This is a genomic window from Streptomyces sp. NPDC046261, assembly GCF_040646235.1.
Lineage (GTDB): Bacteria > Actinomycetota > Actinomycetes > Streptomycetales > Streptomycetaceae > Streptomyces.
In genome coordinates, this window is record NZ_JBEYZU010000001.1 from 761,415 (window position 1) to 784,483 (window position 23,069).

Below are 23,069 nucleotides of genomic sequence, written 5' to 3' on the forward strand. Positions count from 1 at the left end.
AACGCGGACAACTGATAAGGGTGCTGTGCAGTTCTGTTCCGCCTGCCCACGAAATCGCGCACTACGTTGTGTGGAACCGACATGATGTTCCGGCGCTCCCGCCGCGTACCGTCTATCCATGAGCAATCTCGAAGGTGCGCCCGTAGAGGCGAATGACGTCCGTGGGCGCGTCGCCGAGCTGCACGCCATCCGCGAGCAGGTTCGGCGCGGCCCGAGCGAGCGGGCCACCCAGGCACAGAAGGCCAAGGGCAAGCTGACCGCTCGCGAGCGCATTGATCTCCTGCTGGACGAGGGCTCTTTCACCGAGGTGGAGCCGCTGCGGCGGCACCGCGCCACCGGTTTCGGGCTGGAGGCCAAGCGTCCGTACACCGATGGTGTGATCACCGGGTGGGGGACCGTGCACGGGCGGACCGTGTTCGTCTACGCACACGACTTCCGGATCTTCGGCGGCGCGCTGGGCGAGGCCCACGCCACCAAGATCCACAAGATCATGGACAAGGCCATCGCGGCGGGTGCGCCGCTGGTCTCCCTCAACGACGGCGCCGGCGCCCGCATCCAGGAGGGCGTCTCCGCCCTCGCCGGATACGGCGGCATCTTCCAGCGCAACACCAAGGCGTCCGGCGTCATCCCGCAGATCAGCGTGATGCTCGGCCCCTGCGCCGGCGGGGCCGCCTACTCCCCGGCCCTCACGGACTTCGTCTTCATGGTCCGCGAGACCTCGCAGATGTTCATCACCGGCCCCGACGTGGTGCGCGCGGTGACGGGCGAGGAGATCACCCAGAACGGCCTCGGCGGCGCCGACGTGCACGCCGAGACCTCCGGCGTGGCCCACTTCGCCTACGACGACGAGGAGACCTGCCTGGAGGAGGTCCGCTACCTCCTGTCCCTGCTGCCGCAGAACAACCGCGAGAACCCGCCCCGCGTCGAGTCCGCGGACCCCGCCGACCGCACCGGCGAGGTCCTGCTGGACCTGGTGCCGGCCGACGGCAACCGCCCGTACGACATGCGCAAGGTCATCGAGGAGCTCGTCGACGACGGTGACCACCTCGAGGTCCACGAGCGCTGGGCCACCAACATCATCTGCTCCCTGGCCCGCCTGGACGGCCAGGTCGTCGGCATCGTCGCCAACCAGCCGCAGTCCCTCGCCGGCGTCCTCGACATCGAGGCCTCCGAGAAGGCCGCGCGGTTCATCCAGATGTGCGATGCCTTCAACATCCCGATCATCACTCTTCTGGACGTACCCGGGTTCCTCCCCGGCGTCGACCAGGAGCACGGTGGAATCATCCGGCACGGCGCCAAGCTGCTGTACGCCTACTGCAACGCCACGGTGCCCCGGATCTCGGTGATCCTTCGCAAGGCCTACGGCGGTGCGTACATCGTGATGGACTCGCAGTCGATCGGCGCGGACCTCACCTACGCCTGGCCCACCAACGAGATCGCGGTCATGGGCGCGGAGGGCGCGGCCAACGTGATCTTCCGCAAGCAGATCGCCGAGGCGGACGACCCCGAGGCCATGCGCTCCCGCATGGTCAAGGAGTACAAGGCCGAGCTGATGCACCCCTACTACGCCGCCGAGCGCGGGCTGGTCGACGACGTGATCGACCCGGCCGAGACCCGGTCGGTGCTCATCCGCTCGCTGGCCATGCTCGCGTCCAAGCACGCGGACCTGCCCTCGCGCAAGCACGGCAACCCGCCCCAGTAACGCACGTCCCGTACTTCAGCAATCGGAGACCTCGCATGAACGACACGCTCGTACGCGTCGAGAAGGGCACCGCGGACGCCGAGGAACTGGCCGCCGTGACCGCCGTCCTCCTCGCCCGCGCCGCCGCCGGGAACCAGTACGCCGCCCGGGCCCCGCGCCCGCGCCGCACCACCGCCGTCTGGCGCCGCCTGGAGCGCAGCTCCGGCTTCAGAGCGCCGCACAGCTGGCAGGGCTGAGACGCCCCCGGCACGCAGCGGACAGCGAAAAGGTCCCCGCACTCCCGAGGAGTGCGGGGACCTTTTCGCATCCGAGCTAGCGCAGGCGCGCCATGAGGGCGTGCTCCACGAGCGTGATGAGGGCGCTCTTCGCTTCGTTGCGGTGGCGCGCGTCGGTCGTGATGATCGGCGCGTCGGGGCCGATCTGGAGGGCCTCACGGACCTCCTCCGGCGTGTACGGCTGGTGTCCGTCGAAGCCGTTGAGGGCGATGACGAAGGGCAGGCCGCTGTTCTCGAAGTAGTCGACCGCCGGGAAGCAGTCCGCGAGGCGGCGGGTGTCGACGAGGACGACGGCGCCGATGGCACCGCGCACCAGGTCGTCCCACATGAACCAGAAGCGGTCCTGTCCGGGGGTACCGAACAGGTACAGGATCAGGTCCTGGTCCAAGGTGATACGGCCGAAGTCCATGGCCACGGTCGTCGTGGTCTTGTCCGGCGCGTGGGTGAGGTCGTCGATGCCCGCCGAGGCGGAGGTCATGACGGCTTCGGTGCGCAGCGGGTTGATCTCCGAGACCGCGCCGACGAACGTGGTCTTGCCCACGCCGAAGCCACCCGCCACTACGATCTTCGCGGAGGTGGTGGAGCGGGCTGCCTCGCCGCTAGAGGTTCCGAAGTCCACTGAGCACCCTTTCGAGCAGTGTCACGTCAGGCTGGCCGCCGGCGGACGCATCGCCGCCGGGCTGATGAATGGCGACGAGTCCGGCCTCCGCCAGATCGGCGACGAGGATTCGGGCGACGCCGAGCGGAATGGAAAGCAGTGCCGAGATCTCGGCGACCGACTTGATCTCACGGCACAGATGGCAGATGCGCTGATGTTCAGGCAACTGCCCTTGGAGCTGGGCGGGCTGGGCCGTGGTGTGCACCAGTGCCTCGATGGCGAGCTGGTAACGCGGCCTGGTCCGGCCGCCGGTCATCGCATAGGGACGGACCAGCGGGTTGTGCTTGGCGCCGCCGCCCGCGGGGGACGACGGTGTGCGCCGGTGCTGCTGAGGCTGGGCCGGTACCTGCGCGGGGCGCTGCTGTTCCGGCATGGCCTGGTGGTGGCTTGGCGTGGAGGGGAAGTTGTAGCGGTTCAACGGGGGTTGAGCCTGCTGGTCATTGCCATACGGGTAACCGCCTGGGGGCGTTGCCACGTCTCCTCCTCCGACTTGCCTGTCTGCTGCTGGTCGCGCCACCGCACCTTATGGCGCGGTGGCGCGAAACGCACTGCCTCTTTGTTAGTTGAGAAGGCTCCCCTGCAGTTCGGACCGCAGCTCGGGCGTCAGCACATTGCCCGCGCGGTCGACCAGCAGGGCCATCTCGTAGCCCACGAGGCCGATGTCGCACTCGGGGTGCGCCAGCACGGCCAGGGAGGATCCGTCGGAGACGGACATGATGAAGAGGAAACCGCGCTCCATCTCCACCACGGTCTGGTTGACCGCGCCGCCCTCGAAGATGCGCGAGGCACCCGCGGTCAGCGAGGTCAGGCCGGAGGCTACCGCCGCCAGCTGGTCGGCGCGGTCCCGCGGAAACCCTTCGGACATCGCCAGAAGGAGTCCGTCGGCGGAGACCACGACGGTGTGGGACACCCCTGGGGTGTTGTCCACGAAACTGGTGATCAACCAGTTCAGGTTCTGCGCCGCCTGGCTCATCGGGCTCACACTAACGCTCCTGATCGTAGGTGCCGCCGGGGCCGAAGCCCTGGTCGTGTTGCTGATGCTGCTCATGCGCGGGGAACTCGCCTGTGTCCGTTCCCGCGTTGCGCCCCTGCTGGATGCCGCGACGCAGGTTAGCCAACCTGCCGCGGACGTCTTCCGGGGCGCGGGAGATCTGGGGGCCGTCCTGTGCGGCCGTCGCCGCCTTGCCCTCGACCAGATTGGCCTTGGGGACCCGGCGGGGGAGACCGGAGGGAGTGACGCCGCCGGCCTTCGGCTCCTTGAGCTGACCGGCACGCTGCCACAGCTCGTCGTTCGCCGACCGCCAGTCGGAGTTGTCGCCCTCCCGAGGCTGTGCGTCCGCCTGCCGGGACTGCTCCGGTTCCGCGCTGCCGTCCCTCGTGGCCTCCTCGCCCGTATCGGCTTGCTGCCACCGCTTGTCGCGGCGCGGCAGACCGGACCCGGTCAGCGAGGGGGAGCCGCTCGAGGCGGGGCCCGGACGGTCGAACTCTACGCGCTCCGGCTGGGCCGTGTCAGCGGACGGCTGGGATTCCGATTCCGCTCCGTAACCCTGCCCGTACCCATGCTGGTAGGGACCTGGCTCGCTCCACTCCCCTTGGTAGGCGGGGGCGTTGAAGTCGCCGTAGGGCTCGCGGGCGTCAACACCCCGGTCCGCGTAGCCGGATTCCGGGTAGCCGGCCTCCGGGTACTGCTGCTGCGGATCGGCCGCCTGGCCGACACCGGTCTGCTGCTGCGGGGGTATGTGCTCCTGCGGCAGGGCGTGCGGCTGCTCGAACTGCTGCTGGGGGACCTCGTCGCGGAAGAGCGGGCGCTGGTCGGAGGTCTGGGCCTCCAGCGCGGCACGCCGTTCCTTGCGCATCAGGGAGCGGCCGACCGGGTCCAGCGCGGCGGCGGGCTCCTGCCGCGGCTCGTAACGGGAGTCGTCGAAGCCCAGCTCCGCGGCGGTGCGCGGACGCTGCCCCGTGACCGGCTGCTGCTGGTCGGGCACCATGCGGGAGACCGTGAAGTCGTCCTCGGCGAGGTCGTCGCCGCCACCGCCGTGCGTGATCGCGTCCGGCAGCATCACCAGGGAGGTGGTGCCGGCCTGCTCGCCCGAGGGGCGCAGCTGGACGCGGATGCCGTGCCGTGCCGCCAGGCGGCCGACCACGAACAGACCCATGCGCTGGGCGATCGAGACGTCCACCGTCGGCGGGTTGGCGAGCTTGTGGTTGATGTCCGCGAAGTCCTCGGCGGTCAGGCCGATGCCCTTGTCGTGGATCTCGACCATCACCCGGCCGTCGGGCAGCCGGGTCGCGGTGACGCGGACCTTGGTGTGCGGGGAGGAGAACGTGGTGGCGTTCTCCAGCAGCTCGGCCAGCAGGTGCACGAGGTCGGTCACGGCCAGGCCGTGGATCTCGGCCTCCGGGACGCCGGCCAGCTCGATGCGCTCGTACGCCTCCACCTCGGAGGTGGCGGCCCGCAACACGTCCACCAGCGGGATCGGCTGATCCCAGTGGCGGCCGGGCTCCTCGCCCGCGAGGATGAGGAGGTTCTCGCCGTTGCGGCGCATACGGGTGGCCAGGTGGTCCAGGCGGAAGAGGTTCTCCAGCTGGTCCGGGTCCGCCTCGTTGTTCTCCAGGTCGGTGATGAGGGTCAGCTGGCCCTCGATCAGTGCCTGGTTGCGGCGCGAGAGGTTGGTGAAGATCGCGTTGACGTTGCCCCGCAGACCCGCCTGCTCGGCGGCGAGCCGCACGGCCTCGCGGTGGACCTGGTCGAAGGCGCGGGCGACCTCGCCGATCTCGTCCTTGGTCGTGATCGGGATCGGCTGGACGCGGGTGTCCACCCGGCCCGGGTCGGTGCGCGAGAGCTGGTCGACCAGCGCCGGCAGGCGCTGCTCGGCGATGTCGAAGGCCGCGCCGCGCAGCCGGAGCATGTTGCGGCTCATCGAGCGGGCGATACGGCCCGCCACGAGGAAGGCGATCAGCAGCGCGACGATCATGATCGAGGAGTTGACGATCGCGTCCCGCGCGGAGTCCGAGGAGATGGTCTCGGCCTCTTCCACGGCGTGGTCGGCGAGGTGCTCCTCGATCGTGCGGTACGCGCTGAACTTCCCCGACGCGGTGGTCTGCCAGGCGTCGGCGGTGACGCCCTTGGTCTTCAGCTGCGCGGCGGTGGCGCCGGACATGATGGCCAGGGCCATCTTGTTCTGCTCCTCCACCTGCGCCTCGGTGGCCAGGGCCCTCTTCAGGCGCTTGATGTCCTCGTCCGTACCGCCGGACTCGAACTCGCTGAGGGCGACGTACTCGAGGAAGTTGTAGGAGGAGAAGGACGTCAGCAGTGCCTGACGGTCCGCGGCCGTGCCCGGCTTGATCAGCAGGTGGGTGCCGATCGAGCGCTGCAGCGACTCGGCCGCCTTGGCGAGCGAGATCGCGTAGACGGCGCGGCCGTAGGAGGTGACGTTGCCGGTGCCCAGGCCCAGCTCGTTGGTGAAGGCCATGAGCGGGCGCTGGATGGCGCCGTAGCCGTCCTCGGTCTTCGCACCCTCGAACGCGCTGGTGTAGGCACCCTTGCGCAGCGCGGGCAGCATCGGCTCGGCGGCCCGGACCGCCTTGAGGCGGCGCTGCAGGCTCGGGGTGTCCGGCATGCTCTTGACGCGCTTGTCGAACGTCGCCCGGGCGATGTCCGTGGCGGCCCGGGTCTTCTTGATGACCGGGTCGTCGGTGTTGCCCTCGAGCAGCGGCTTCGCGGTCAGGTCACGCTCGTCGATGACGGCGTGGGCGTAGGTGGCCGCGGCCTGGACGACGCGTGCGGTGTTCGCCGCGTCCCGGGCCTCGAGCCAGTCGTCCGCCGAGACCTTGACCTTGAGGCCACCGAAGACCAGGGCGATGATCACCGGGATCAGCAGAATCGCGTTCAGCCGGACCGGCACACGCCAGTTGCGGGGCGAGAATCTGCCGCCGCTGCCTTCGGGGGTGGCGGGGGGTTCGGGCATATCGGAAGGCGGCACCGCTGTGCGCGACGGCGGGGTGAAGGCACCCCGCTCGTCCCGCGCCTGCTGCGCGGCGCCCGTCTTTCTTCGCCTCACTCGACCAACAACCTCTCGGCGTCGGCACCTGTGCTGTGCCGTTTATCTGCTGAGCCGTGACTGCTCAGTCCGGGAATTCCAGCACGTCGGACAGGTGCATTCCAAACAACGGACAGAGCCCGTGAAGGCCGCGATTTGCCCGACATAAAACGGGCATTAAGGCCGAGCCGCGTCAAATGGCGGGCCGTATGTGCGCAGAGCGAAGTCGGCCGGACGCGCCCAGTGGTCGCGTCCGGCCAATTCTCTGTCGAAATGTTATGAACTTTGAAGGGCGTCGTGGTCAATGCCACAACTTACACACCGTCACAACTTTCGGTCGAACAACACTATTTCAGCCGCGCCATGAGGGCGTGTTCGACGAGCGTGATGAGCGCGCTCTTCGCTTCGTTGCGGTGGCGCGCGTCGGTCGTGATGATCGGCGCGTCGGGGCCGATCTGGAGGGCCTCACGGACCTCCTCGGGGCTGTACGGCTGGTGCCCGTCGAAGCCGTTGAGGGCGATGACGAAGGGCAGACCACTGTTCTCGAAGTAGTCCACGGCCGGGAAGCAGTCGGCCAGCCGCCGGGTGTCGACCAGGACCACGGCGCCGATGGCACCGCGCACCAGGTCGTCCCACATGAACCAGAAGCGGTCCTGTCCGGGGGTGCCGAACAGGTACAGGATCAGGTCGTCATCGAGCGTGATGCGGCCGAAATCCATCGCCACGGTCGTCGTGGTCTTGTCCTGAACGTGGCTCAGATCGTCGATGCCGGCCGAGGCGGACGTCATGACCGCCTCGGTGCGCAGCGGACTGATCTCCGAGACCGCGCCCACAAATGTGGTCTTGCCGACGCCGAAGCCGCCCGCCACCACGATCTTCGCGGACGTGGTGGAACGGCCGACGCCCCCGCTAGAGCTTCCGAAGTCCACTGAGCACCCTTTCGAGCAGTGTCACATCCGGCGTACCGCCGGCCTCGCCGCTGCCACCCGGCTGGTGGATCGCCACCATGCCGGCCTCCGCCAGGTCGGCGACCAGGATCCGGGCCACGCCCAGAGGCATGTTCAGGAGCGCGGAGACCTCCGCGACCGACTTGACCTCCCGGCACAGGTGGCAGATCCGCTGGTGCTCGGGGAGCAGGCCCCCGAGGTGGGCCGGGTCGGCCGTGGAGCTGACCAGCGCCTCGATGGCGAGCTGGTAGCGCGGCCGGGTGCGGCCCCCCGTCATGGCGTAGGGGCGGACCAGCGGCTGGTCGGCGCCTTCTTCCCCGTACGACGCATGGTGTGCGCCGTACGGGCCGGGCGAGGCGGGCGGGGTCATGAATCCTCCGGACGGGACAGCAGGAAGGCAATAATGCCGTCGAGCGGGGGCCGGTGGGGGGTTTTCGGCCGTACGGTCGGACGGGATCTGCGGTGTGCGGTGGTCAGTTCAGCAGGCTGCCCTGGAGCTCGGACCGCAGCTCGGGCGTGAGGACGTTGCCCGCACGGTCGACCAGGAGGGCCATCTCGTAGCCCACGAGGCCGATGTCGCACTCGGGGTGCGCCAGCACGGCCAGGGAGGATCCGTCGGAGACGGACATGATGAAGAGGAACCCCCGCTCCATCTCCACCACGGTCTGGTTGACCGCGCCCCCCTCGAAGATGCGGGACGCGCCGGCCGTCAGCGAGGTCAGCCCGGAGGCCACCGCCGCCAGCTGGTCGGCACGGTCCCGCGGGAACCCTTCGGACATCGCCAGAAGGAGCCCGTCGGCGGAGACCACCACCGTGTGGGACACCCCGGGGGTGTTGCCCACGAAGTTGGTGATCAACCAGTTCAGATTCTGCGCCGCCTGGCTCATCGGACTCAACTAACGCTCCTGCTGGTAAGTGGGGCCAACATTGTGACTGCCGGTGGTCGAGCCGTTGCCGGCCTGACGTCCCTGCTGGATGCCCCGGCGGAGATTGGTCAGCCGGCCGCGTACGTCATCGGGCGCACGCGAGACCTGCGGACCGGTCGGAAGGGACTGGGTCTCGGCGGTTCCCTCGACGAGGTTGGCGCGCGGCACCCGCCGCGGCAGCCCGGACGGCGTCTTGCCGCCCGCCGCCGGCTCGCGGACCTGCTCGGCCCGGCGCCAGCGCTCGTCGTTGGGGGAATCGCGCCAGGGGTCCTGCTGGCCGCTCTGCGGAGCGGCGGGAGCCTGCGGGGCCTCCTGCCGCGCGGGCTTGGCGAGCGGGGCACGGCGCTGCGGCGGCCGCGCGGAGTCGGCCGGCTGCTCCGGCACGCCGGCCGGGGCCTCGCCACGGAACCAGTGCGACTCGAGGTCGTCGAACAGCGGCGTACGGCCGTCCCCGGCGCCCGCGTCCGGCAGGGCGTCGCCCTGCGGCTCGGGCCGCGCGAACTGGCCGGTGCCGCTGCCGCTGCCGTCGCCGAACTGCGGCTGCGCGAACTGGCCGGTCGTGGACTGCGGACCGCCGGGCAGCTCGAAGCGGCCCGTGGTGCTGTTCCGCGGCTCGCCCTGGGCGGGCGCGGCGAACTGGCCGGTGGTGCCGCTCGCGTCGGCGGGCAGCGCGAACTGGCCGGTGCCGCTGTCGCCACGCGCCTCGTCCGCGGCGGGGACCGCCGGGAACCGGGAGGTGTCGCCGGGACCCGCGGCCGGGGCCGCGTCGGCGGGCCGGGCGAAGGAGCCGGTGTCGGCGGGCCGGGCGAACTGGCCCGTCCCCGACGACGGCGGCTCGGTCGCGTCGGTGATCGGCGCGAACTGGGCGGTGTCACCCGGACCGCCGCCCGGCGTGGGCTTGGCGAACCGTCCCGTGGTGGAGCCGTTGGCGCGCTCGGAGTGGTCCTCGTGACCGCGCGGTGCGTCCTGGCCGCCACGCGGCGAACCGTCGGAGGCCAGCGGCCAGTCGTCGGCGGGAGCCTGCGGCTGCGGGCCCTTGCGGCCCGGACCACCGGCGGCGGGCGCGTCGTTGCCCCAGCTCGGGCCGGCCGGGCCGGAGCCCGCGCCGCGGGCGGGGAGCTGCGGACGGCCGGCGCCACCGGCGGGCGGCACCGCGGCCGGGCCGCCGCCACGGGTCGGCAGACCCGGGGCGCCGCCCTTGCCACCGCGCGGGGTGGTGTCGAAGAGGCTGCCCGCGGCGGCACCGCCGGAGGGGCCGGAGCCCGGTCCGGGGCGCTGCGGCAGTCCGCCTTCCGGCGCGCCGGAGCGCGGCGTCAGCGCGGCGCGCGGGGCGCCCGCCGGCGCCTGGCGGCGCGGCTGGCCGGAGTTGCCGGCGGGGCCGCCGCCGGGAGCACCGGGGCCACCCGCGCCCGGGGCCGGCTTCTTGTGGCCCTGGGCCACGTCGACCGGCAGCATGACGAGCGCGGTGGTGCCGCCCGAGTCGGACGGGCGCAGCTGGATGCGGATGCCGTGTCGCAGGGACAGGCGGCCGACCACGAACAGACCCATGCGTCGCGAGACCGAGACGTCCACGGTCGGCGGGCTGGCGAGCCGCTCGTTGATCGCCGCGAGGTCGTCGGGCGAGAGGCCGATGCCGGTGTCGTGGATCTCGACCAGCACCCGCCCGTCGGGCAGCGCGTGACCGGTGACCTTGACCTTGGTCTGCGGGGAGGAGAACGAGGTCGCGTTCTCCAGCAGCTCGGCGAGGAGGTGCACGAGGTCGTTGACCACGCGGCCGGCGACCTCGGTCGGCGGCACACCGCTGAGCTCGATGCGCTCGTACTGCTCCACCTCGGAGGCCGCGGCGCGCAGGACGTCGACGAGCGGCACGGGCCGGGTCCACCGGCGGCCGGGCTCCTCACCCGCGAGGACGAGGAGGTTTTCGCCGTTACGGCGCATACGGGTCGCGAGGTGGTCGAGCCGGAAGAGCGAGGAGAGCTGGTCCGGGTCGGCCTCGCGGCTCTCGAGCTCGGAGATGAGCGAGAGCTGACGCTGGATGAGGCCCTGGCTGCGGCGCGAGAGGTTGGTGAACATCGCGTTGACGTTGCCTCGCAGAAGGGCCTGCTCGGCGGCGAGACGGACGGCCTCGTGGTGCACCTCGTCGAAGGCCGCGGCCACCTTGCCGATCTCGTCCCGGCTGTGCACACCGACCGACTCCACGGTGGTGTCGACGTCCTGCGGGTCGGTCTCGGAGAGCTGCTTGACGAGCTCGGGCAGGCGCTCCTGGGCGACCTTCTGGGCGGTGTCCTGCAGTCGCCGCAGCGACCGCACCATGGAGCGGGCCACCACGAAGGCGCCGACGAGCGAGATGCCGAGGACGAGCACGATGAGGGCACCGTTGAGGATGGCCTCCTGCTGGGCGTCCTCACGCAGCTCCTGGGCCTTCTGCTCCATCTGCGAGAGCAGGGTCAGCTCGATCTTGGCCATCTCTTCGAGCTTGACGCTGTCCTGGTCGTACCAGTCGCGGTACGAGGTCTTCTCGTTCTTGAACGCGTCGGTGTTGCCGAAGGCCCGCTCGGCGAAGGTGTTCGCGGAGGTGACGTTGGTGTCGCCACCGTTGATCGCCTTGAGCAGGTCGGCGGAGTCGCCGGCCCGGATGGCGGTGAAGCGGCGCAGGGCCTCTTCCTCGTTCTCCAGCGCCGTCTTGCCGTACTGGTGGTCGTTGGCGCTCAGGCTCGCGCCCTTGGGGTTGGCGAGCGCGGCGCTGATGACCGCACGCTGGATGGAGGCGTACTCCTTGGCGGAGGAGAACGTCGCCAGCGCACGGGTCGAGGTGATCATCTCGCTGTTGCTGGTGGCCTGGGCCATGTCCTGGGACAGGGACAGCAGCGAGGTGATGAGCGCGTTGTAGTTGCTGACCGTCTGCGAGAGGTACTCGCGGTCGGTGTACGCCTTCTCCCGGACGGCCTTGATCTTGTCGAGCTGCTTGGTGATGTCGACGAGGGTCGTCCGCACACCGTCGAGCGTCGTGTCGTTCGACTTGGCCTTGCTGGTGGTTTCCCGGAAGGCCTGGATCCGCTGATCGGTCTTGATCCGCGGGGCGATGACCTGGTCGTCCTTGGGGTTGTTGGCGACGATCGGGCCGGCGGACTTGTCGCGCTCCTCCTGGAGGGCGTCGGCGAGCTGGGTCGCCTTGGTCGTCATCTCCGTGAGCAGCTTCATGTGGTCGAGCTGCTCGACGTCCTGAAGCGAGGTCTGGATACGCAGGCCACCCAGGGTCGTCGCGGCGACGACGGGGAGAGCGAGCAGGGAGACCAGTCGGGTACTGATTCGCCAGTTGCGCAGGGCTATTCGTGAGCCCGGCCCACTGGGGCCCTTCGTCTTCGCCTTGGGCTGTTCGGCAGGCTCGCTGCCGTTCTTTGCCTCGGCGGGCGCGCCGACGGTCGTGCCGCGGTCGGTCGCACCGCGCGGCTCCGGCTCCGCCGCAGCGCTGCCATCCCTCTTGAAACGTCCCTGCACTAGCGTCGCAACCTCTGGACCAGGCGTCCCCCCGGGTGAGCGGGAGGACGGTGTCGAGTCGTGGGGGGACCGCGGTGCCCCCCTGGCGGTCCCCGGAATTCCAGCACAGTGCCGGATCTCCCAACAAGGCCGGTGGGGGTAGCCCTCCCGGCCGTGACGCTCGGTGAGGGAAAGCGTGACGCACGGTAGAAGATTGGGTGCGCTATGTCGGACTTATGGCAATGAGTCACATGGTCCGTCTCAGGGGTCTCGGCGTGTCCCAGTCGCCATGATCAGGAGCGGAACGTCTTATTCAGCCCTGCAATGTCCGTTTCGCGGAGGCGGAATGGCCGCCCGTTATGCCGCATATTTCGGTTGCGTCGTGAGCAAACTCACAGTAAAGCCGGGACTTGTCCAGCATGCGGAAGGGGAAAGGCGCGCCTAGCCTGGTCCTTTACACAGCGGCGAAAACGCCAAGAACCGACAACGCGAGGCCCCCCGTGAAGACTGCGAACCCGTCGACGCCGTCCCGCAAGACCGCCAACCCGCGCCGCACCACGCTCGCGCACCTCAAGGCCGTCGAGACGACCGGCCTCTTCGCCGTCGCCGAGCGCCCGCAGCACGCCGTGGAGCTGCCGACGGTCACGGCCAACCCCCGCCGCACCGTTCTCATGGTCGCGCCGCAGGCGCAGACGCCCCAGGACTAGGCCCGGCGCGCACGGGTCGCACACGCCCCCCGCGATAGCCTGAGGTGGTCAGACTCCGGCCATTCAGACAAGGGGCACGAGCTTCCCGTGCGCATCGCAAGGTTCTCCATCGACGGAAACGTCGCCTTCGGCGTCGTAGAGGGGGACGCCTCGACCGAGGGCGGTCCCGTCCTCGACATCATCAAGGGGCACCCCTTCGCGGAATTCGAGCGCTCGGGGCAGAAGATCCCGCTGAGCAAGGTGCGGCTGCTGCCGCCCGTGCTGCCCAACAAGGTCGTCGCCGTCGCCCGCAACTACGCCGAGCACGCCGCCGAGCTGGGCAACGAGCTCCCCGAGGGGCCCGTCACCTTCTTCAAGCCCTCCACGGCCGTCATCGGCCCCGGCGACCCGATCGCCTACCCCTCCTTCTCCAGCGAGCTCCACCACGAGGCCGAGCTCGCCGTCGTCATCGGCCGCATGTGCCGCGAGGTCCCGCGCGAGCGCGTCAAGGACGTCATCCTCGGCTACACCTGCGCCAACGACGTCACCGCGCGCGACGTCCAGCGCCGCGAGAAGCAGTGGGCCCGTGCCAAGGGCTTCGACACCTCCTGCCCGCTGGGCCCCTGGATCGAGACCGAACTCGACCCCGCCGACCTCGGCATCATGTGCACCGTGAACGGCGAACAGCGCCAGCTGGGCCGCACGGCCGAGATGGCGCACTCCATCGAGGACCTGATCGTCAACATCACCGAGGCGATGACGCTGCTCCCCGGCGACGTCGTCCTCACCGGCACCCCGGCCGGCGTCGGACCCCTGAACGTCGGCGACGAGGTCGCCGTCACCATCGAAGGCATCGGCACTCTCACCAACAAGGTGATCAAGCGTGGCTAACGCGAACGTCCGCGTACGTTTCTGTCCCTCGCCGACCGGCAACCCCCACGTGGGACTGGTCCGCACCGCCCTCTTCAACTGGGCGTTCGCCCGCCACCACGGCGGCACCCTGGTCTTCCGCATCGAGGACACCGACGCGGCGCGCGACTCGGAGGAGTCGTACCAGCAGCTGCTGGACGCCATGCGCTGGCTGGGCCTGGACTGGGACGAGGGCCCCGAGGTGGGCGGCCCCCACGCGCCGTACCGCCAGTCGCAGCGCATGGACCTCTACAAGGACGTCGCCGCCAAGCTGCTCGACGCCGGTCACGCGTACTACTGCTACTGCACCACCGAGGAGCTCGACGAGCGCCGCGAGGCCGCCCGGGCCGCCGGCCGGCCGTCCGGCTACGACGGCAAGTGCCGCGAGGTCGACGCCGAGCAGAAGGCGCAGTACGAGCGCGAGGACCGCAAGCCGATCGTCCGCTTCCGGATGCCCGACGAGCCCGTCACCTTCACCGACCTGGTCCGCGGCGAGCTGACCTTCACGCCGGAGAACGTGCCCGACTACGGCATCGTCCGCGCCAACGGCGCCCCGCTCTACACGCTCGTCAACCCCGTCGACGACGCGCTGATGGAGATCACCCACGTCCTGCGCGGCGAGGACCTGCTCTCCTCCACCCCGCGCCAGATCGCCCTCTACCGGGCGCTCGCGGAGATCGGCGTCGGCAACGGCACCACCCCGGCCTTCGGCCACCTGCCGTACGTCATGGGCGAGGGCAACAAGAAGCTCTCCAAGCGCGACCCGCAGTCCTCCCTGAACCTCTACCGGGAGCGCGGCTTCCTGCGCGACGGGCTGCTCAACTACCTCTCCCTGCTCGGCTGGTCCCTCTCGGCCGACCAGGACATCTTCACGATGGACGAGATGGTCGCCGCCTTCGACGTCGCGGACGTCAACGCCAACCCGGCCCGTTTCGACCTCAAGAAGTGCGAGGCGATCAACGCCGACCACATCCGCCGGCTCGACCCGAAGGCGTTCATCGACGCCTGCGGGCCCTGGCTGAAGGCCCCGCACGCCAACTGGGCGCCGGAGAAGTTCGACCAGGCCGCCTGGGAGGCGATCGCCCCGCACGCCCAGACCCGCCTGACCGTCCTGTCCGACATCACCGCCAATGTCGACTTCCTCTTCCTGGACGAGCCCGTCGAGGACGAGGCGTCCTGGGCGAAGGCCATGAAGGAGGGCTCGGACGCGCTGCTGCGCACCGCCAGGGAGAAGCTGGCGGCGGCGGAGTGGAACGCGGACGCCCTCAAGGCCGCCGTCGTCGCCGCGGGCGAGGAGCACGGCCTCAAGCTCGGCAAGGCCCAGGCCCCGGTCCGGGTGGCCGTCACCGGCCGCACCGTCGGCCTCCCGCTCTTCGAGTCCCTCGAAGTGCTCGGCCGCGAGCGCACCCTGACCCGCGTGGACGCCGCCCTGGCCAAGCTCACGGCCTGACGCCCGTCACACCCGCCCCAAGGGGCCCGGCAGCCCGCTGAGGGCCGCCGGGCCCCTCGCGCTTGCGCGAAGGGCCTATCGATTTTGGACCCCAGTCCACCTTCGGGTAATGTTCTTCCTGCGCCGCCCGAGAGGGCCGAGAGGCCGGAGCGGGAGGCGCGAGCCGGACAAAGCCCCTTCCGGGGGGTGAAGTTACGGTGGGGTATGGTGTAATTGGCAGCACGAGTGATTCTGGTTCACTTAGTCTAGGTTCGAGTCCTGGTACCCCAGCAAGAGAAAATCGCTTCGAATTCTCTTGATAAACTTACGAAGCAAAAGCGAAGTGCAAGCCCCCGTTGTGTAGCGGCCTAGCACGCCGCCCTCTCAAGGCGGTAGCGCCGGTTCGAATCCGGTCGGGGGTACTGATTTCCGAACAGGGTTCGCCCTGAAAGGGAATCGCTAGGGCCCCCGTTGTGTAGCGGCCTAGCACGCCGCCCTCTCAAGGCGGTAGCGCCGGTTCGAATCCGGTCGGGGGTACTGGTTTAAAACCACCATGGGCTATGGTGTAATTGGCAGCACGAGTGATTCTGGTTCATTTAGTCTAGGTTCGAGTCCTGGTAGCCCAGCGCAGATTGCTTTTCGAGTCTGCAAAGAGAACAAAAGCAGGCCCCCGTTGTGTAGCGGCCTAGCACGCCGCCCTCTCAAGGCGGTAGCGCCGGTTCGAATCCGGTCGGGGGTACCACAGGAAGAATGCCTTTCGCTTCGGCGGAGGGCATTTTTTCATGTTGCCGTGCTTTCAGGTTGCCGCGTTTTTGGGTTCCCAGGACCCGAGGCCCCGAGGTTCCGGGGCTTTCATGCCTCCTTCCCCCCTCTCCGGGGCGGCGGGATAATCCCCGCATGGTCCATCCCAACGGCGTGCGCCGCCGGGTCCACGTCGGTGATCTGCGACCCGGCGACCACGCGTGCCTGCTCTTCGAATCCGACGAGGAGCGGGCATCGATCCTCCGGGACTTCGTCCTCGGCGGGCTGGACGCCGAGGACAAGATCCTCTACCTGAGCGGCGCGGAGGACCCCGCCGGCCCCGGCGCCCTGTGGGAGGAATGCCGGCTCACGAGCGTGCTCTGCGGCCTGACCGGCCGCGTGGAGGTCGTGCGACTGGCCGAATTCCTCTCGGAACAGGGCCAATTGGAGCCCGCCGCGCTGCTGCGCAGGCTGCGCAGCGCCGCCGAGCGCTCCCGCGAGGAGGGCTACCGGGCGCTGCGGGTCGCCGGCGACCTGTGCGCGGCCCTGCACGGGGAGGACAGCGCCTTCGGCGCCCCCGGGGTCGCCCGGCTGCTGCGGTACGAGGCACTGCTGGCGGAAGAGTTCAGCTCCAGCGGCGCGCTGGCCGTATGCCAGTACGACATCCGCCGCTGCGAGCCCGCCGCCCTGGACGCCTTCGCGTCCGTGCACGCCGGGAGCGTCGAGGCGGACCCCCTCATCCGTACGGCCGAGCTGGTCGTCGCGCGCACCTACCGCCCGCAGGGGCTGCGGATCGAAGGCGTGGTGGACGCCGACGCGCACCGGCGGCTGCGGGACGCCCTGCGCTCGGTGGCGGCCGTGCGCGGCGACGTCCGCCTGGAGATGTCGCGGGTGGAGTTCCTGGACCTGGGCGGCCTGCGGCTGCTGATGACCTTCGCCCGGGCCCGTGCCGCCCGGCACGCCACCGTCGAGCTCAGCGGGCTGCCGCCGCACCTGAGGCAGGTCATCACCCTCGTCGGCTGGGACCGTACGCCAGGGCTCCGGCTGGGGGACGTGCATGCCTGCTGAGGACCTCCCCGCCGACACAGGCGGCTTCGTCCACCACGCCTGCCTGTACGGCACCGACGAGGAGTTCCTGGCGATGGCGGTGCCGTTCGCCCGGGCGGGGCTGGCCGCGGGGGAGCCCGTGCTGGCCGCGACGACGCCCGCCAACATCGAACTGCTGCGCGGCGCCCTGGGGGAGGGGGCCCATGGGCTGGACACGGCCGAGACCGCCTACTTCGGCCGCCGCCCGGTGGAGCGGGTCTCCGCCTTCCTGCGCTACCACGACCACCGCGCCCGGCCCGGACGCCGGACCCGCATGATCGCCGAGCCGGTGTGGGGTGGGAAGTCGGCCCGCCAGGTCGCCGAGTGGAAGCGGATGGAATCCGGGCTCAACGTGCTGCTGGCCGGCCTGCCGGTGTGGATGATCTGCCCGTACGACACCAGGACCGTGCCCCAGGACGTGGCCCAGGCCGCCTGCGCCACGCATCCCGCGCGGCTGGACGGCGAGCGGCTGATCCCCTGCGCCGCCTACGCCGACCCCGCGACGTACGCGGCCGGGGTGCCGCTGCCGCGCGCTCCCGCACCGCCCGGCGCCGCCCGGACGGGCCCGACGGCCTCGGCCGCCGACGTCCGGCGCTTCGCCCGCGAGCGGGCCGCCGCGGCGGGCCTGACCGGCGAGCGGCTGGCCCTGGCCGTGCTGGCCGTCTGCGAGGCCGCGGGCTATCTGCTGGCCACCGGGGACTCCCGGGTGGCCCTGCGGGCCTGGGAGGAGCCGGGTGCCGTGGCGTACGAGCTGGTACGGACCCGGCCGCGGGGCGCCGCGGAGGCGGTGCCGGTGTTCGCGGGGTTCCGGCCGCCGGGGGATGCGGCCGGGCCGGAGGACGGCCTGTGGCTGGCCCGGTCGCTGAGCGAGTCCCTGGACGTCCGGGCGAGGGGCCCGCTGACCCGCCTCATGCTGCGCGTGGCCGGGCCCAGGGACGCGGAGAGACTTCCCCCACCCCGCCCCTTCCCGTAACCGGGGGCTCCGCCCCCGGACCCCCGGTCCTCAAGCTCCCCCAGCTACCGCTGGGAGGTGCCCCCAGACGGGCTGGATGTTCCCCCTCAGCCGTTGCGGCGCAGGGCCTCCGTCAGGCGTACCGCCGCGTCCAGCACCGCCTGGGCGTGCATGCGCCCCGGGTGCCGGGTCAGGCGCTCGATCGGGCCCGAGACGGACACGGCCGCCACCACCCGGTTCGAGGGCCCCCGCACCGGCGCCGACACCGACGCCACGCCCGGCTCGCGCTCGCCGATGGACTGGGCCCAGCCCCGGCGCCGTACGCCCGAGAGCGCGGTGGCCGTGAAGCGCGCGCCCTGCAGGCCGCGGTGCAGCCGCTCGGGCTCCTCCCAGGCCATGAGGACCTGGGCCGCCGAGCCGGCCTTCATCGGCAGCGTGGAGCCCACCGGCACGGTGTCCCGCAATCCGGACAGCCGCTCGGCCGCAGCCACACAGATGCGCATGTCGCCCTGGCGCCGGTAGAGCTGCGCGCTCTCGCCCGTCACGTCCCGCAGGTGGGTCAGGACCGGGCCGGCCGTGGCCAGCAGCCTGTCCTCGCCCGCCGCCGCGGCCAGCTCGCTGAGCCGGGGGCCGAGGATGAAACGGCCCTGCATGTCGCGCGCCACCATCCGGTGGTGCTCCAGGGCCACCGCGAGCCGGTGCGCCGTCGGACGCGCCAGTCCGGTCGCCGTGACCAGCCCGGCGAGGGTCGCCGGACCGGACTCCAGAGCGCTCAGTACCAGAGCCGCCTTGTCGAGAACGCCCACACCACTCGAGGCGCCACCAGAGTTGTCCATGCAACGATACTTGCGTCTCACACTGTGAAACGCAAGTTCAATTTTTCCCGGGAAGCGCCAACCTGGAACGGACAGCCCCCAGCTCACAGGAGAGACAGCGATGGGACGGACACTCGCGGAGAAGGTCTGGGACGACCACGTCGTCACGCGCGCCGAAGGCGAGCCCGACCTCCTCTACATCGACCTGCACCTGCTCCACGAGGTCACCAGCCCGCAGGCCTTCGACGGCCTGCGCAAAGCGGGCCGTCCGGTCCGCCGGCTGGACCTGACCATCGCCACCGAGGACCACAACACCCCCACCCTCGACATCGACAAGCCCATCGCGGACCCCGTCTCCCGCACCCAGCTGGAGACGCTGCGCCGCAACTGCGCCGAGTTCGGCGTGCGGCTGCACCCGCTGGGCGACGTCGAGCAGGGCGTCGTCCACGTCGTGGGACCGCAGCTGGGCCTCACCCAGCCCGGCACCACCGTCGTCTGCGGCGACAGCCACACCTCCACCCACGGCGCCTTCGGCGCGCTGGCCTTCGGCATCGGCACCAGCCAGGTGGAGCACGTGCTGGCCACCCAGACGCTGCCGCTGTCCCCCTTCAAGACCATGGCCATCACCGTCGAGGGCGAGCTGCCGGACGGCGTCACGGCCAAGGACCTGATCCTGGCGATCATCGCCAGGATCGGCACCGGGGGCGGCCAGGGCTACGTCATCGAGTACCGCGGCTCCGCCATCGAGAAGCTCTCGATGGAAGCCCGGATGACCGTCTGCAACATGTCCATCGAGGCGGGCGCCCGGGCCGGCATGATCGCCCCCGACGAGACCACCTTCGCCTATCTCCAGGGCCGCCCCCACGCGCCCAGCGGTGCCGACTGGGACGCGGCCGTCGCCTACTGGCGCACCCTGCGCACCGACGACGACGCCGTCTTCGACCGCGAGGTGGTCATCGACGCCACCGAGCTGTCCCCGTTCGTCACCTGGGGCACCAACCCGGGCCAGGGCGCGCCGCTGTCCTCGGCGGTCCCCGACCCGGCTTCGTACTCCGATCCCTCCGAGCGGCTCGCCGCCGAAAAGGCCCTGGAGTACATGGGGTTGACGGCAGGTCAGGCGCTGCGCGACATCCGCGTGGACACCGTCTTCGTGGGCTCGTGCACCAACGGCCGGATCGAGGACCTGCGCGCCGCGGCCTCGGTCGTCGAGGGCCGCGAGGTCGCCGACGGCGTCCGGATGCTGGTGGTCCCCGGCTCCGTCCGGGTGGCCCTGCAGGCCGTCGAGGAAGGGCTGGACAAGGTGTTCACCGCGGCCGGCGCCGAGTGGCGGCACGCGGGCTGCTCCATGTGCCTGGGCATGAACCCCGACCAACTCGCGCCCGGCGAGCGCTCCGCGTCGACGTCCAACCGCAACTTCGAGGGCAGGCAGGGCAAGGGCGGCCGGACGCACCTGGTCTCCCCGCAGGTCGCCGCCGCCACCGCGGTCCTGGGCCGGCTGGCCTCCCCGGCCGACCTGCCGGGCCTGCCCGGCGCCACCGACGTACGCACCACCGTGGAGGTCTGAGACCGATGGAAGCTTTCACCACGCACACCGGCCGGGCCGTCCCGCTGCGCCGGAGCAATGTCGACACCGACCAGATCATCCCCGCGCACTGGCTGAAGAAGGTCACCCGCGACGGCTTCGAGGACGGGCTCTTCGAGGCCTGGCGCAAGGACGAGGAGTTCGTCCTCAACCGCCCCGAGCGGGCGGGCGCCACCGTCCTGGTCGCCGGCCCCGACTTCGGCACCGGCTCCTCCCGCGAGCACGCGGTCTGGGCGCTGCAGAACTACGGCTTCAAAACCGTCGTCTCGTCCCGCTTCGCCGACATCTTCCGCGGTAACTCGCTCAAGAACGGGCTGCTCACGGTGGTCCTGCCGCAGGAGACCGTCGAGGCGCTCTGGAAGCTCACCGAGGCCGACCCCACCGCGGAGGTGACGGTGGATCTCGTGGACCGGCAGGTACGGGCCGAGGGCATCACGGCCGATTTTGAGCTTGACGAGAACGCCCGGTGGCGACTCCTGGAGGGCCTGGACGACATCGGTCTGACCCTCCGGCACGAGGCCGACATTGCCGCGTTCGAGGCCGGAAGGCCCTCGTACAAGCCCTCCACGGCCCGGATCTGAGACCGATTCCGGCTCGTTTGGCCCAGTGTCGGACGGCTTCGAGCCGCTGCGAGCGCCCCCGGATTTTCGCTGCTCACCCAGGGTTTGGCATGATGCGCCCCCTGTCTTCGGACAGGGGGCGCGTTGCATTGTTGAGGGCCCGTGAAGCGACAACTCGCCTCAGATGGCACAATCGGTGCATGGAACGCGACAGCCAACTCGAGCTTTACCGGCTCGTCGCCGACCAACTGAAGGAAGCGCACACAAGGGTGCGCGCACTGCAAGTCCCGGAGGGCGTACGGATGGCGCTGTCCCGGCAGCTGCTGGCCATCACGGCCTCGGCGAAGCACGATCTCTCAGGCGCGGCAAGGCGTCTGGACCGGCTGATGAACGACCTCGACGAGGGCCGTTTCCCCCAAGAGCCCGACACCGACGGAACTCCGTGATGGGTCGAGTTCGTTGCGGCACAAGGGTGATTAGACCGTTTCGTGTTTGATTTGCGGTATATATCTGCCTAACGTGCGAAAAAGCTGGAGCACATTCCAGCCAATGTCTCCGAAGGGGAAGACGTGAACAAGGCGCAGCTCGTTGAAGCGATTGCCGACAAGCTCGGTGGCCGTCAGCAGGCCGCAGACGCGGTCGACGCGGTACTCGACGCGATCGTCCGCGCGGTTGTCGCCGGTGACCGTGTCTCGGTCACCGGTTTCGGCTCGTTCGAGAAGGTCGACCGTCCCGCCCGCTACGCCCGTAACCCGCAGACGGGTGAGCGGGTTCGGGTCAAGAAGACCTCGGTGCCGCGCTTCCGTGCGGGCCAGGGCTTCAAGGACCTGGTGAGCGGCTCGAAGAAGCTGCCGAAGGGCGGCGAGGTCTCCGTCAAGAAGGCGCCCAAGGGCAGCCTGACGGGTGGCAAGGTCACCGCCAAGGCCGCGGCCAAGAAGGCCACCGCCAAGAAGGCGGCCGCGAAGAAGGTCACCGCCAAGAAGGCGGCGCCGACGAAGGCAGCGGCCGCGAAGAAGACGACCGCCGCCAAGAAGGCGACGACCGCGAAGAAGGCGGCGCCCGCCAAGAAGGCGGCTCCGGCGACCAAGGCCGCCGCCGCGAAGAAGGCGACCCCGGCGAAGAAGGCCGCGGCGGTCAAGAAGACCGCGGCCGCGAAGAAGACCGCTCCCGCCAAGAAGGCCGCCGCCACCAAGGCCCCGGCCCGCAAGACCACCGCGCGCAAGACCACCGCCAAGAAGACCGCCGCCAAGAAGAAGTAAGGCAGCGAACGTACGGCGTAACGCGCCGGGCCGGGCTCCCTTCGGGGAGCCCGGCCCGCGGTGCGTACGGCCCCGTGGGGCCCGTCGTCAGAAGGTCTGCAGCGTCACCAGGGTGATGCGGCGCCCCGCCACCGGCCCCGCGGCGTCCGCGACGCCCCCCTCGCCCCGCGCGCTCCCCTCGGGCGCCGCGAACTCGATCCGCACCCGCTGCCCGGGCCGCAGCAGCCGCAGCCCGCCGGCGTCGAACGCCGCCCCGTCGAAGGGCACGGGCGTGCCGTCGTCCAGGAGAACGCTCCCGGAGCGGGTCGAAGGATCGAAGGTGTACGCGGTGGCCTGCATGGCCAGCAGCCTAGTCGGCCACCCGCCCGGCCGGCGGCACACGGGCCGCGACGGCCGCCGTGCGGGGCCCCACGCCCAGCGCGAGAGCGGCCCGCAAATCCTCTTCCGTGTCCACGTCCCGGCGCACGGAATCCACGTCCGCCACGGTGATCTCGCGGGCTCCCGAAGCGCTGTGACGGGCGCGCGAACGCCCCTCGAACGCCGGAGCCAATTCCATTCCCGGGGCCGCGGCCAGCAGCGTCGTACCGATTCCGGCGGCATCCGCGAGAAAAGCGCGGGGGAATTCGGCGGCGGAATCGAGCACCCGCCCGAGTTCCGCCGGGCGCAGCGCCGGCAGATCCGCGTTGAGGGTGGCCACCGCCGAATGCGGCCGGTGGGCCCGTACCGCGCGGGCAGCGTGCGCCAGCGCCGCGTTCAGACCGCCGTCCCCGGGCGGCTCGGCCAGCACCCGGGCGCCCAGCGCGGCCACCTCCGCGGCCGCCAGCGGGTCCGCCGTGACGACCGCCACATCCCGCACGCGCCCACAGGCCAGCGCCGCCCGCACCGTGTCCTGGGCGAAGGCGAGCGCGAGCACCGGCCCCGGCAGCCGGCCGGCCCCCGCCGTGAGGCGGCTCTTGGCCACGGCCAGCGGCTTCAGCGGCACCACCAGCGTCCAGAGCACATCCGCCCCCTCCCTCTCGTACCCG

Annotated in this window: 22 protein-coding genes and 5 tRNA genes; 16 read left to right on the forward strand and 11 right to left on the reverse strand. The window is 70.7% G+C overall.

Going from position 1 to position 23,069, the window contains the following annotated elements:
• Positions 1 to 118 precede the first annotated feature (118 nt).
• Positions 119 to 1,702, forward strand: a complete 1,584-nt coding sequence (locus ABZ956_RS03485) for an acyl-CoA carboxylase subunit beta (protein WP_361886212.1) — start codon at positions 119 to 121, stop codon at positions 1,700 to 1,702.
• 35 nt (positions 1,703 to 1,737) lie between these two features.
• Positions 1,738 to 1,938, forward strand: a complete 201-nt coding sequence (locus tag ABZ956_RS03490; RefSeq protein WP_361886215.1) for an acyl-CoA carboxylase subunit epsilon — start codon at positions 1,738 to 1,740, stop codon at positions 1,936 to 1,938.
• Positions 1,939 to 2,014: 76 nt separating this feature from the next.
• Here ABZ956_RS03490 and ABZ956_RS03495 read toward each other — a convergent pair whose 3' ends face one another.
• From ABZ956_RS03495 to ABZ956_RS03530, 8 genes are all read right to left on the reverse strand, one after another.
• Complete coding sequence (locus ABZ956_RS03495; protein ID WP_099201035.1) at positions 2,015 to 2,596, reverse strand: ATP/GTP-binding protein; 582 nt, start codon at positions 2,594 to 2,596, stop codon at positions 2,015 to 2,017.
• Positions 2,577 to 3,110 (reverse strand): DUF742 domain-containing protein, encoded by a 534-nt coding sequence (locus ABZ956_RS03500; RefSeq protein WP_361886218.1) that lies wholly within the window; start codon positions 3,108 to 3,110, stop codon positions 2,577 to 2,579. The genes ABZ956_RS03495 and ABZ956_RS03500 overlap by 20 nt, the downstream gene beginning before the upstream one ends.
• An 84-nt stretch (positions 3,111 to 3,194) precedes the next feature.
• Positions 3,195 to 3,608, reverse strand: a complete 414-nt coding sequence (locus ABZ956_RS03505) for a roadblock/LC7 domain-containing protein (protein ID WP_078848005.1) — start codon at positions 3,606 to 3,608, stop codon at positions 3,195 to 3,197.
• A gap of 10 nt (positions 3,609 to 3,618) precedes the next feature.
• The gene (locus tag ABZ956_RS03510) at positions 3,619 to 6,696 is read right to left on the reverse strand and encodes a nitrate- and nitrite sensing domain-containing protein (RefSeq protein WP_361886221.1); all 3,078 of its coding nucleotides are present in this window, start codon (positions 6,694 to 6,696) and stop codon (positions 3,619 to 3,621) included.
• A gap of 326 nt (positions 6,697 to 7,022) precedes the next feature.
• The gene (locus ABZ956_RS03515; protein WP_360916548.1) at positions 7,023 to 7,604 is read right to left on the reverse strand and encodes an ATP/GTP-binding protein; all 582 of its coding nucleotides are present in this window, start codon (positions 7,602 to 7,604) and stop codon (positions 7,023 to 7,025) included.
• Complete coding sequence (locus ABZ956_RS03520) at positions 7,585 to 7,992, reverse strand: DUF742 domain-containing protein (RefSeq protein ID WP_360916545.1); 408 nt, start codon at positions 7,990 to 7,992, stop codon at positions 7,585 to 7,587. The genes ABZ956_RS03515 and ABZ956_RS03520 overlap by 20 nt, the downstream gene beginning before the upstream one ends.
• 103 nt (positions 7,993 to 8,095) lie before the next feature.
• A complete protein-coding gene (locus tag ABZ956_RS03525) occupies positions 8,096 to 8,518 on the reverse strand; it encodes a roadblock/LC7 domain-containing protein (protein ID WP_360916542.1) in 423 nt (140 codons plus the stop codon).
• A complete protein-coding gene (locus ABZ956_RS03530; protein ID WP_361886225.1) occupies positions 8,519 to 12,046 on the reverse strand; it encodes a nitrate- and nitrite sensing domain-containing protein in 3,528 nt (1,175 codons plus the stop codon).
• A 479-nt stretch (positions 12,047 to 12,525) separates the two neighbouring features.
• Here ABZ956_RS03530 and ABZ956_RS03535 point away from each other — a divergent pair, with 479 nt between their 5' ends.
• The 10 genes from ABZ956_RS03535 to ABZ956_RS03580 all read left to right on the forward strand — a co-directional run bounded on the left by ABZ956_RS03535 (position 12,526) and on the right by ABZ956_RS03580 (position 17,849).
• Positions 12,526 to 12,732 (forward strand): hypothetical protein, encoded by a 207-nt coding sequence (locus ABZ956_RS03535; RefSeq protein ID WP_361886228.1) that lies wholly within the window; start codon positions 12,526 to 12,528, stop codon positions 12,730 to 12,732.
• Positions 12,733 to 12,819: 87 nt separating this feature from the next.
• Positions 12,820 to 13,602 carry a fumarylacetoacetate hydrolase family protein gene (locus tag ABZ956_RS03540; protein WP_361886231.1) on the forward strand — a complete coding sequence of 261 codons (783 nt, stop codon included), beginning with the start codon at positions 12,820 to 12,822 and terminating at the stop codon, positions 13,600 to 13,602.
• Entirely contained in the window at positions 13,595 to 15,070 is a 1,476-nt protein-coding gene (gene gltX / locus ABZ956_RS03545; protein WP_361886234.1) for a glutamate--tRNA ligase, read from the forward strand. Before ABZ956_RS03540 ends, gltX begins: the two co-directional genes overlap by 8 nt.
• 198 nt (positions 15,071 to 15,268) lie before the next feature.
• Positions 15,269 to 15,340 (forward strand) — tRNA-Gln (locus ABZ956_RS03550).
• 58 nt (positions 15,341 to 15,398) lie between these two features.
• Positions 15,399 to 15,471: transfer RNA gene (locus tag ABZ956_RS03555), tRNA-Glu, on the forward strand.
• A gap of 42 nt (positions 15,472 to 15,513) precedes the next feature.
• A tRNA-Glu gene (locus ABZ956_RS03560) sits at positions 15,514 to 15,586 on the forward strand.
• A gap of 17 nt (positions 15,587 to 15,603) precedes the next feature.
• Positions 15,604 to 15,675, forward strand: a tRNA-Gln gene (locus ABZ956_RS03565).
• A 40-nt stretch (positions 15,676 to 15,715) separates the two neighbouring features.
• Positions 15,716 to 15,791: transfer RNA gene (locus tag ABZ956_RS03570), tRNA-Glu, on the forward strand.
• Positions 15,792 to 15,946: 155 nt separating this feature from the next.
• Positions 15,947 to 16,858: an MEDS domain-containing protein gene (locus ABZ956_RS03575; protein WP_361886237.1), complete on the forward strand. Its 912-nt coding sequence runs from the start codon at positions 15,947 to 15,949 to the stop codon at positions 16,856 to 16,858.
• A complete protein-coding gene (locus ABZ956_RS03580) occupies positions 16,848 to 17,849 on the forward strand; it encodes an MEDS domain-containing protein (RefSeq protein WP_361886240.1) in 1,002 nt (333 codons plus the stop codon). The genes ABZ956_RS03575 and ABZ956_RS03580 overlap by 11 nt, the downstream gene beginning before the upstream one ends.
• A gap of 86 nt (positions 17,850 to 17,935) precedes the next feature.
• Here the strand turns inward: ABZ956_RS03580 and ndgR are convergent, their stop codons facing one another.
• Positions 17,936 to 18,664 carry an IclR family transcriptional regulator NdgR gene (gene ndgR, locus ABZ956_RS03585; protein ID WP_040889156.1) on the reverse strand — a complete coding sequence of 243 codons (729 nt, stop codon included), beginning with the start codon at positions 18,662 to 18,664 and terminating at the stop codon, positions 17,936 to 17,938.
• A 100-nt stretch (positions 18,665 to 18,764) separates the two neighbouring features.
• Between ndgR and leuC the strand changes: the two genes are divergently transcribed.
• From leuC to ABZ956_RS03605, 4 genes are all read left to right on the forward strand, one after another.
• Positions 18,765 to 20,207: a 3-isopropylmalate dehydratase large subunit gene (leuC, locus tag ABZ956_RS03590; RefSeq protein WP_361886243.1), complete on the forward strand. Its 1,443-nt coding sequence runs from the start codon at positions 18,765 to 18,767 to the stop codon at positions 20,205 to 20,207.
• A 5-nt stretch (positions 20,208 to 20,212) separates the two neighbouring features.
• Complete coding sequence (gene leuD / locus ABZ956_RS03595; protein WP_361886246.1) at positions 20,213 to 20,806, forward strand: 3-isopropylmalate dehydratase small subunit; 594 nt, start codon at positions 20,213 to 20,215, stop codon at positions 20,804 to 20,806.
• Between the two features lie 179 nt (positions 20,807 to 20,985).
• The gene (locus ABZ956_RS03600) at positions 20,986 to 21,231 is read left to right on the forward strand and encodes a hypothetical protein (protein ID WP_190109960.1); all 246 of its coding nucleotides are present in this window, start codon (positions 20,986 to 20,988) and stop codon (positions 21,229 to 21,231) included.
• 123 nt (positions 21,232 to 21,354) lie between these two features.
• On the forward strand, positions 21,355 to 22,044 hold the full coding sequence (locus tag ABZ956_RS03605) for an HU family DNA-binding protein (RefSeq protein ID WP_361886249.1): 690 nt from the start codon (positions 21,355 to 21,357) through the stop codon (positions 22,042 to 22,044).
• An 87-nt stretch (positions 22,045 to 22,131) separates the two neighbouring features.
• On the opposite strand, the gene ABZ956_RS03610 is transcribed toward ABZ956_RS03605, so the two are convergent.
• Positions 22,132 to 22,383, reverse strand: a complete 252-nt coding sequence (locus ABZ956_RS03610) for a hypothetical protein (protein WP_361886252.1) — start codon at positions 22,381 to 22,383, stop codon at positions 22,132 to 22,134.
• A gap of 10 nt (positions 22,384 to 22,393) precedes the next feature.
• Positions 22,394 to 23,044 (reverse strand): 2-phospho-L-lactate guanylyltransferase, encoded by a 651-nt coding sequence (cofC, locus tag ABZ956_RS03615; protein WP_361886255.1) that lies wholly within the window; start codon positions 23,042 to 23,044, stop codon positions 22,394 to 22,396.
• Positions 23,045 to 23,069 lie beyond the last annotated feature (25 nt).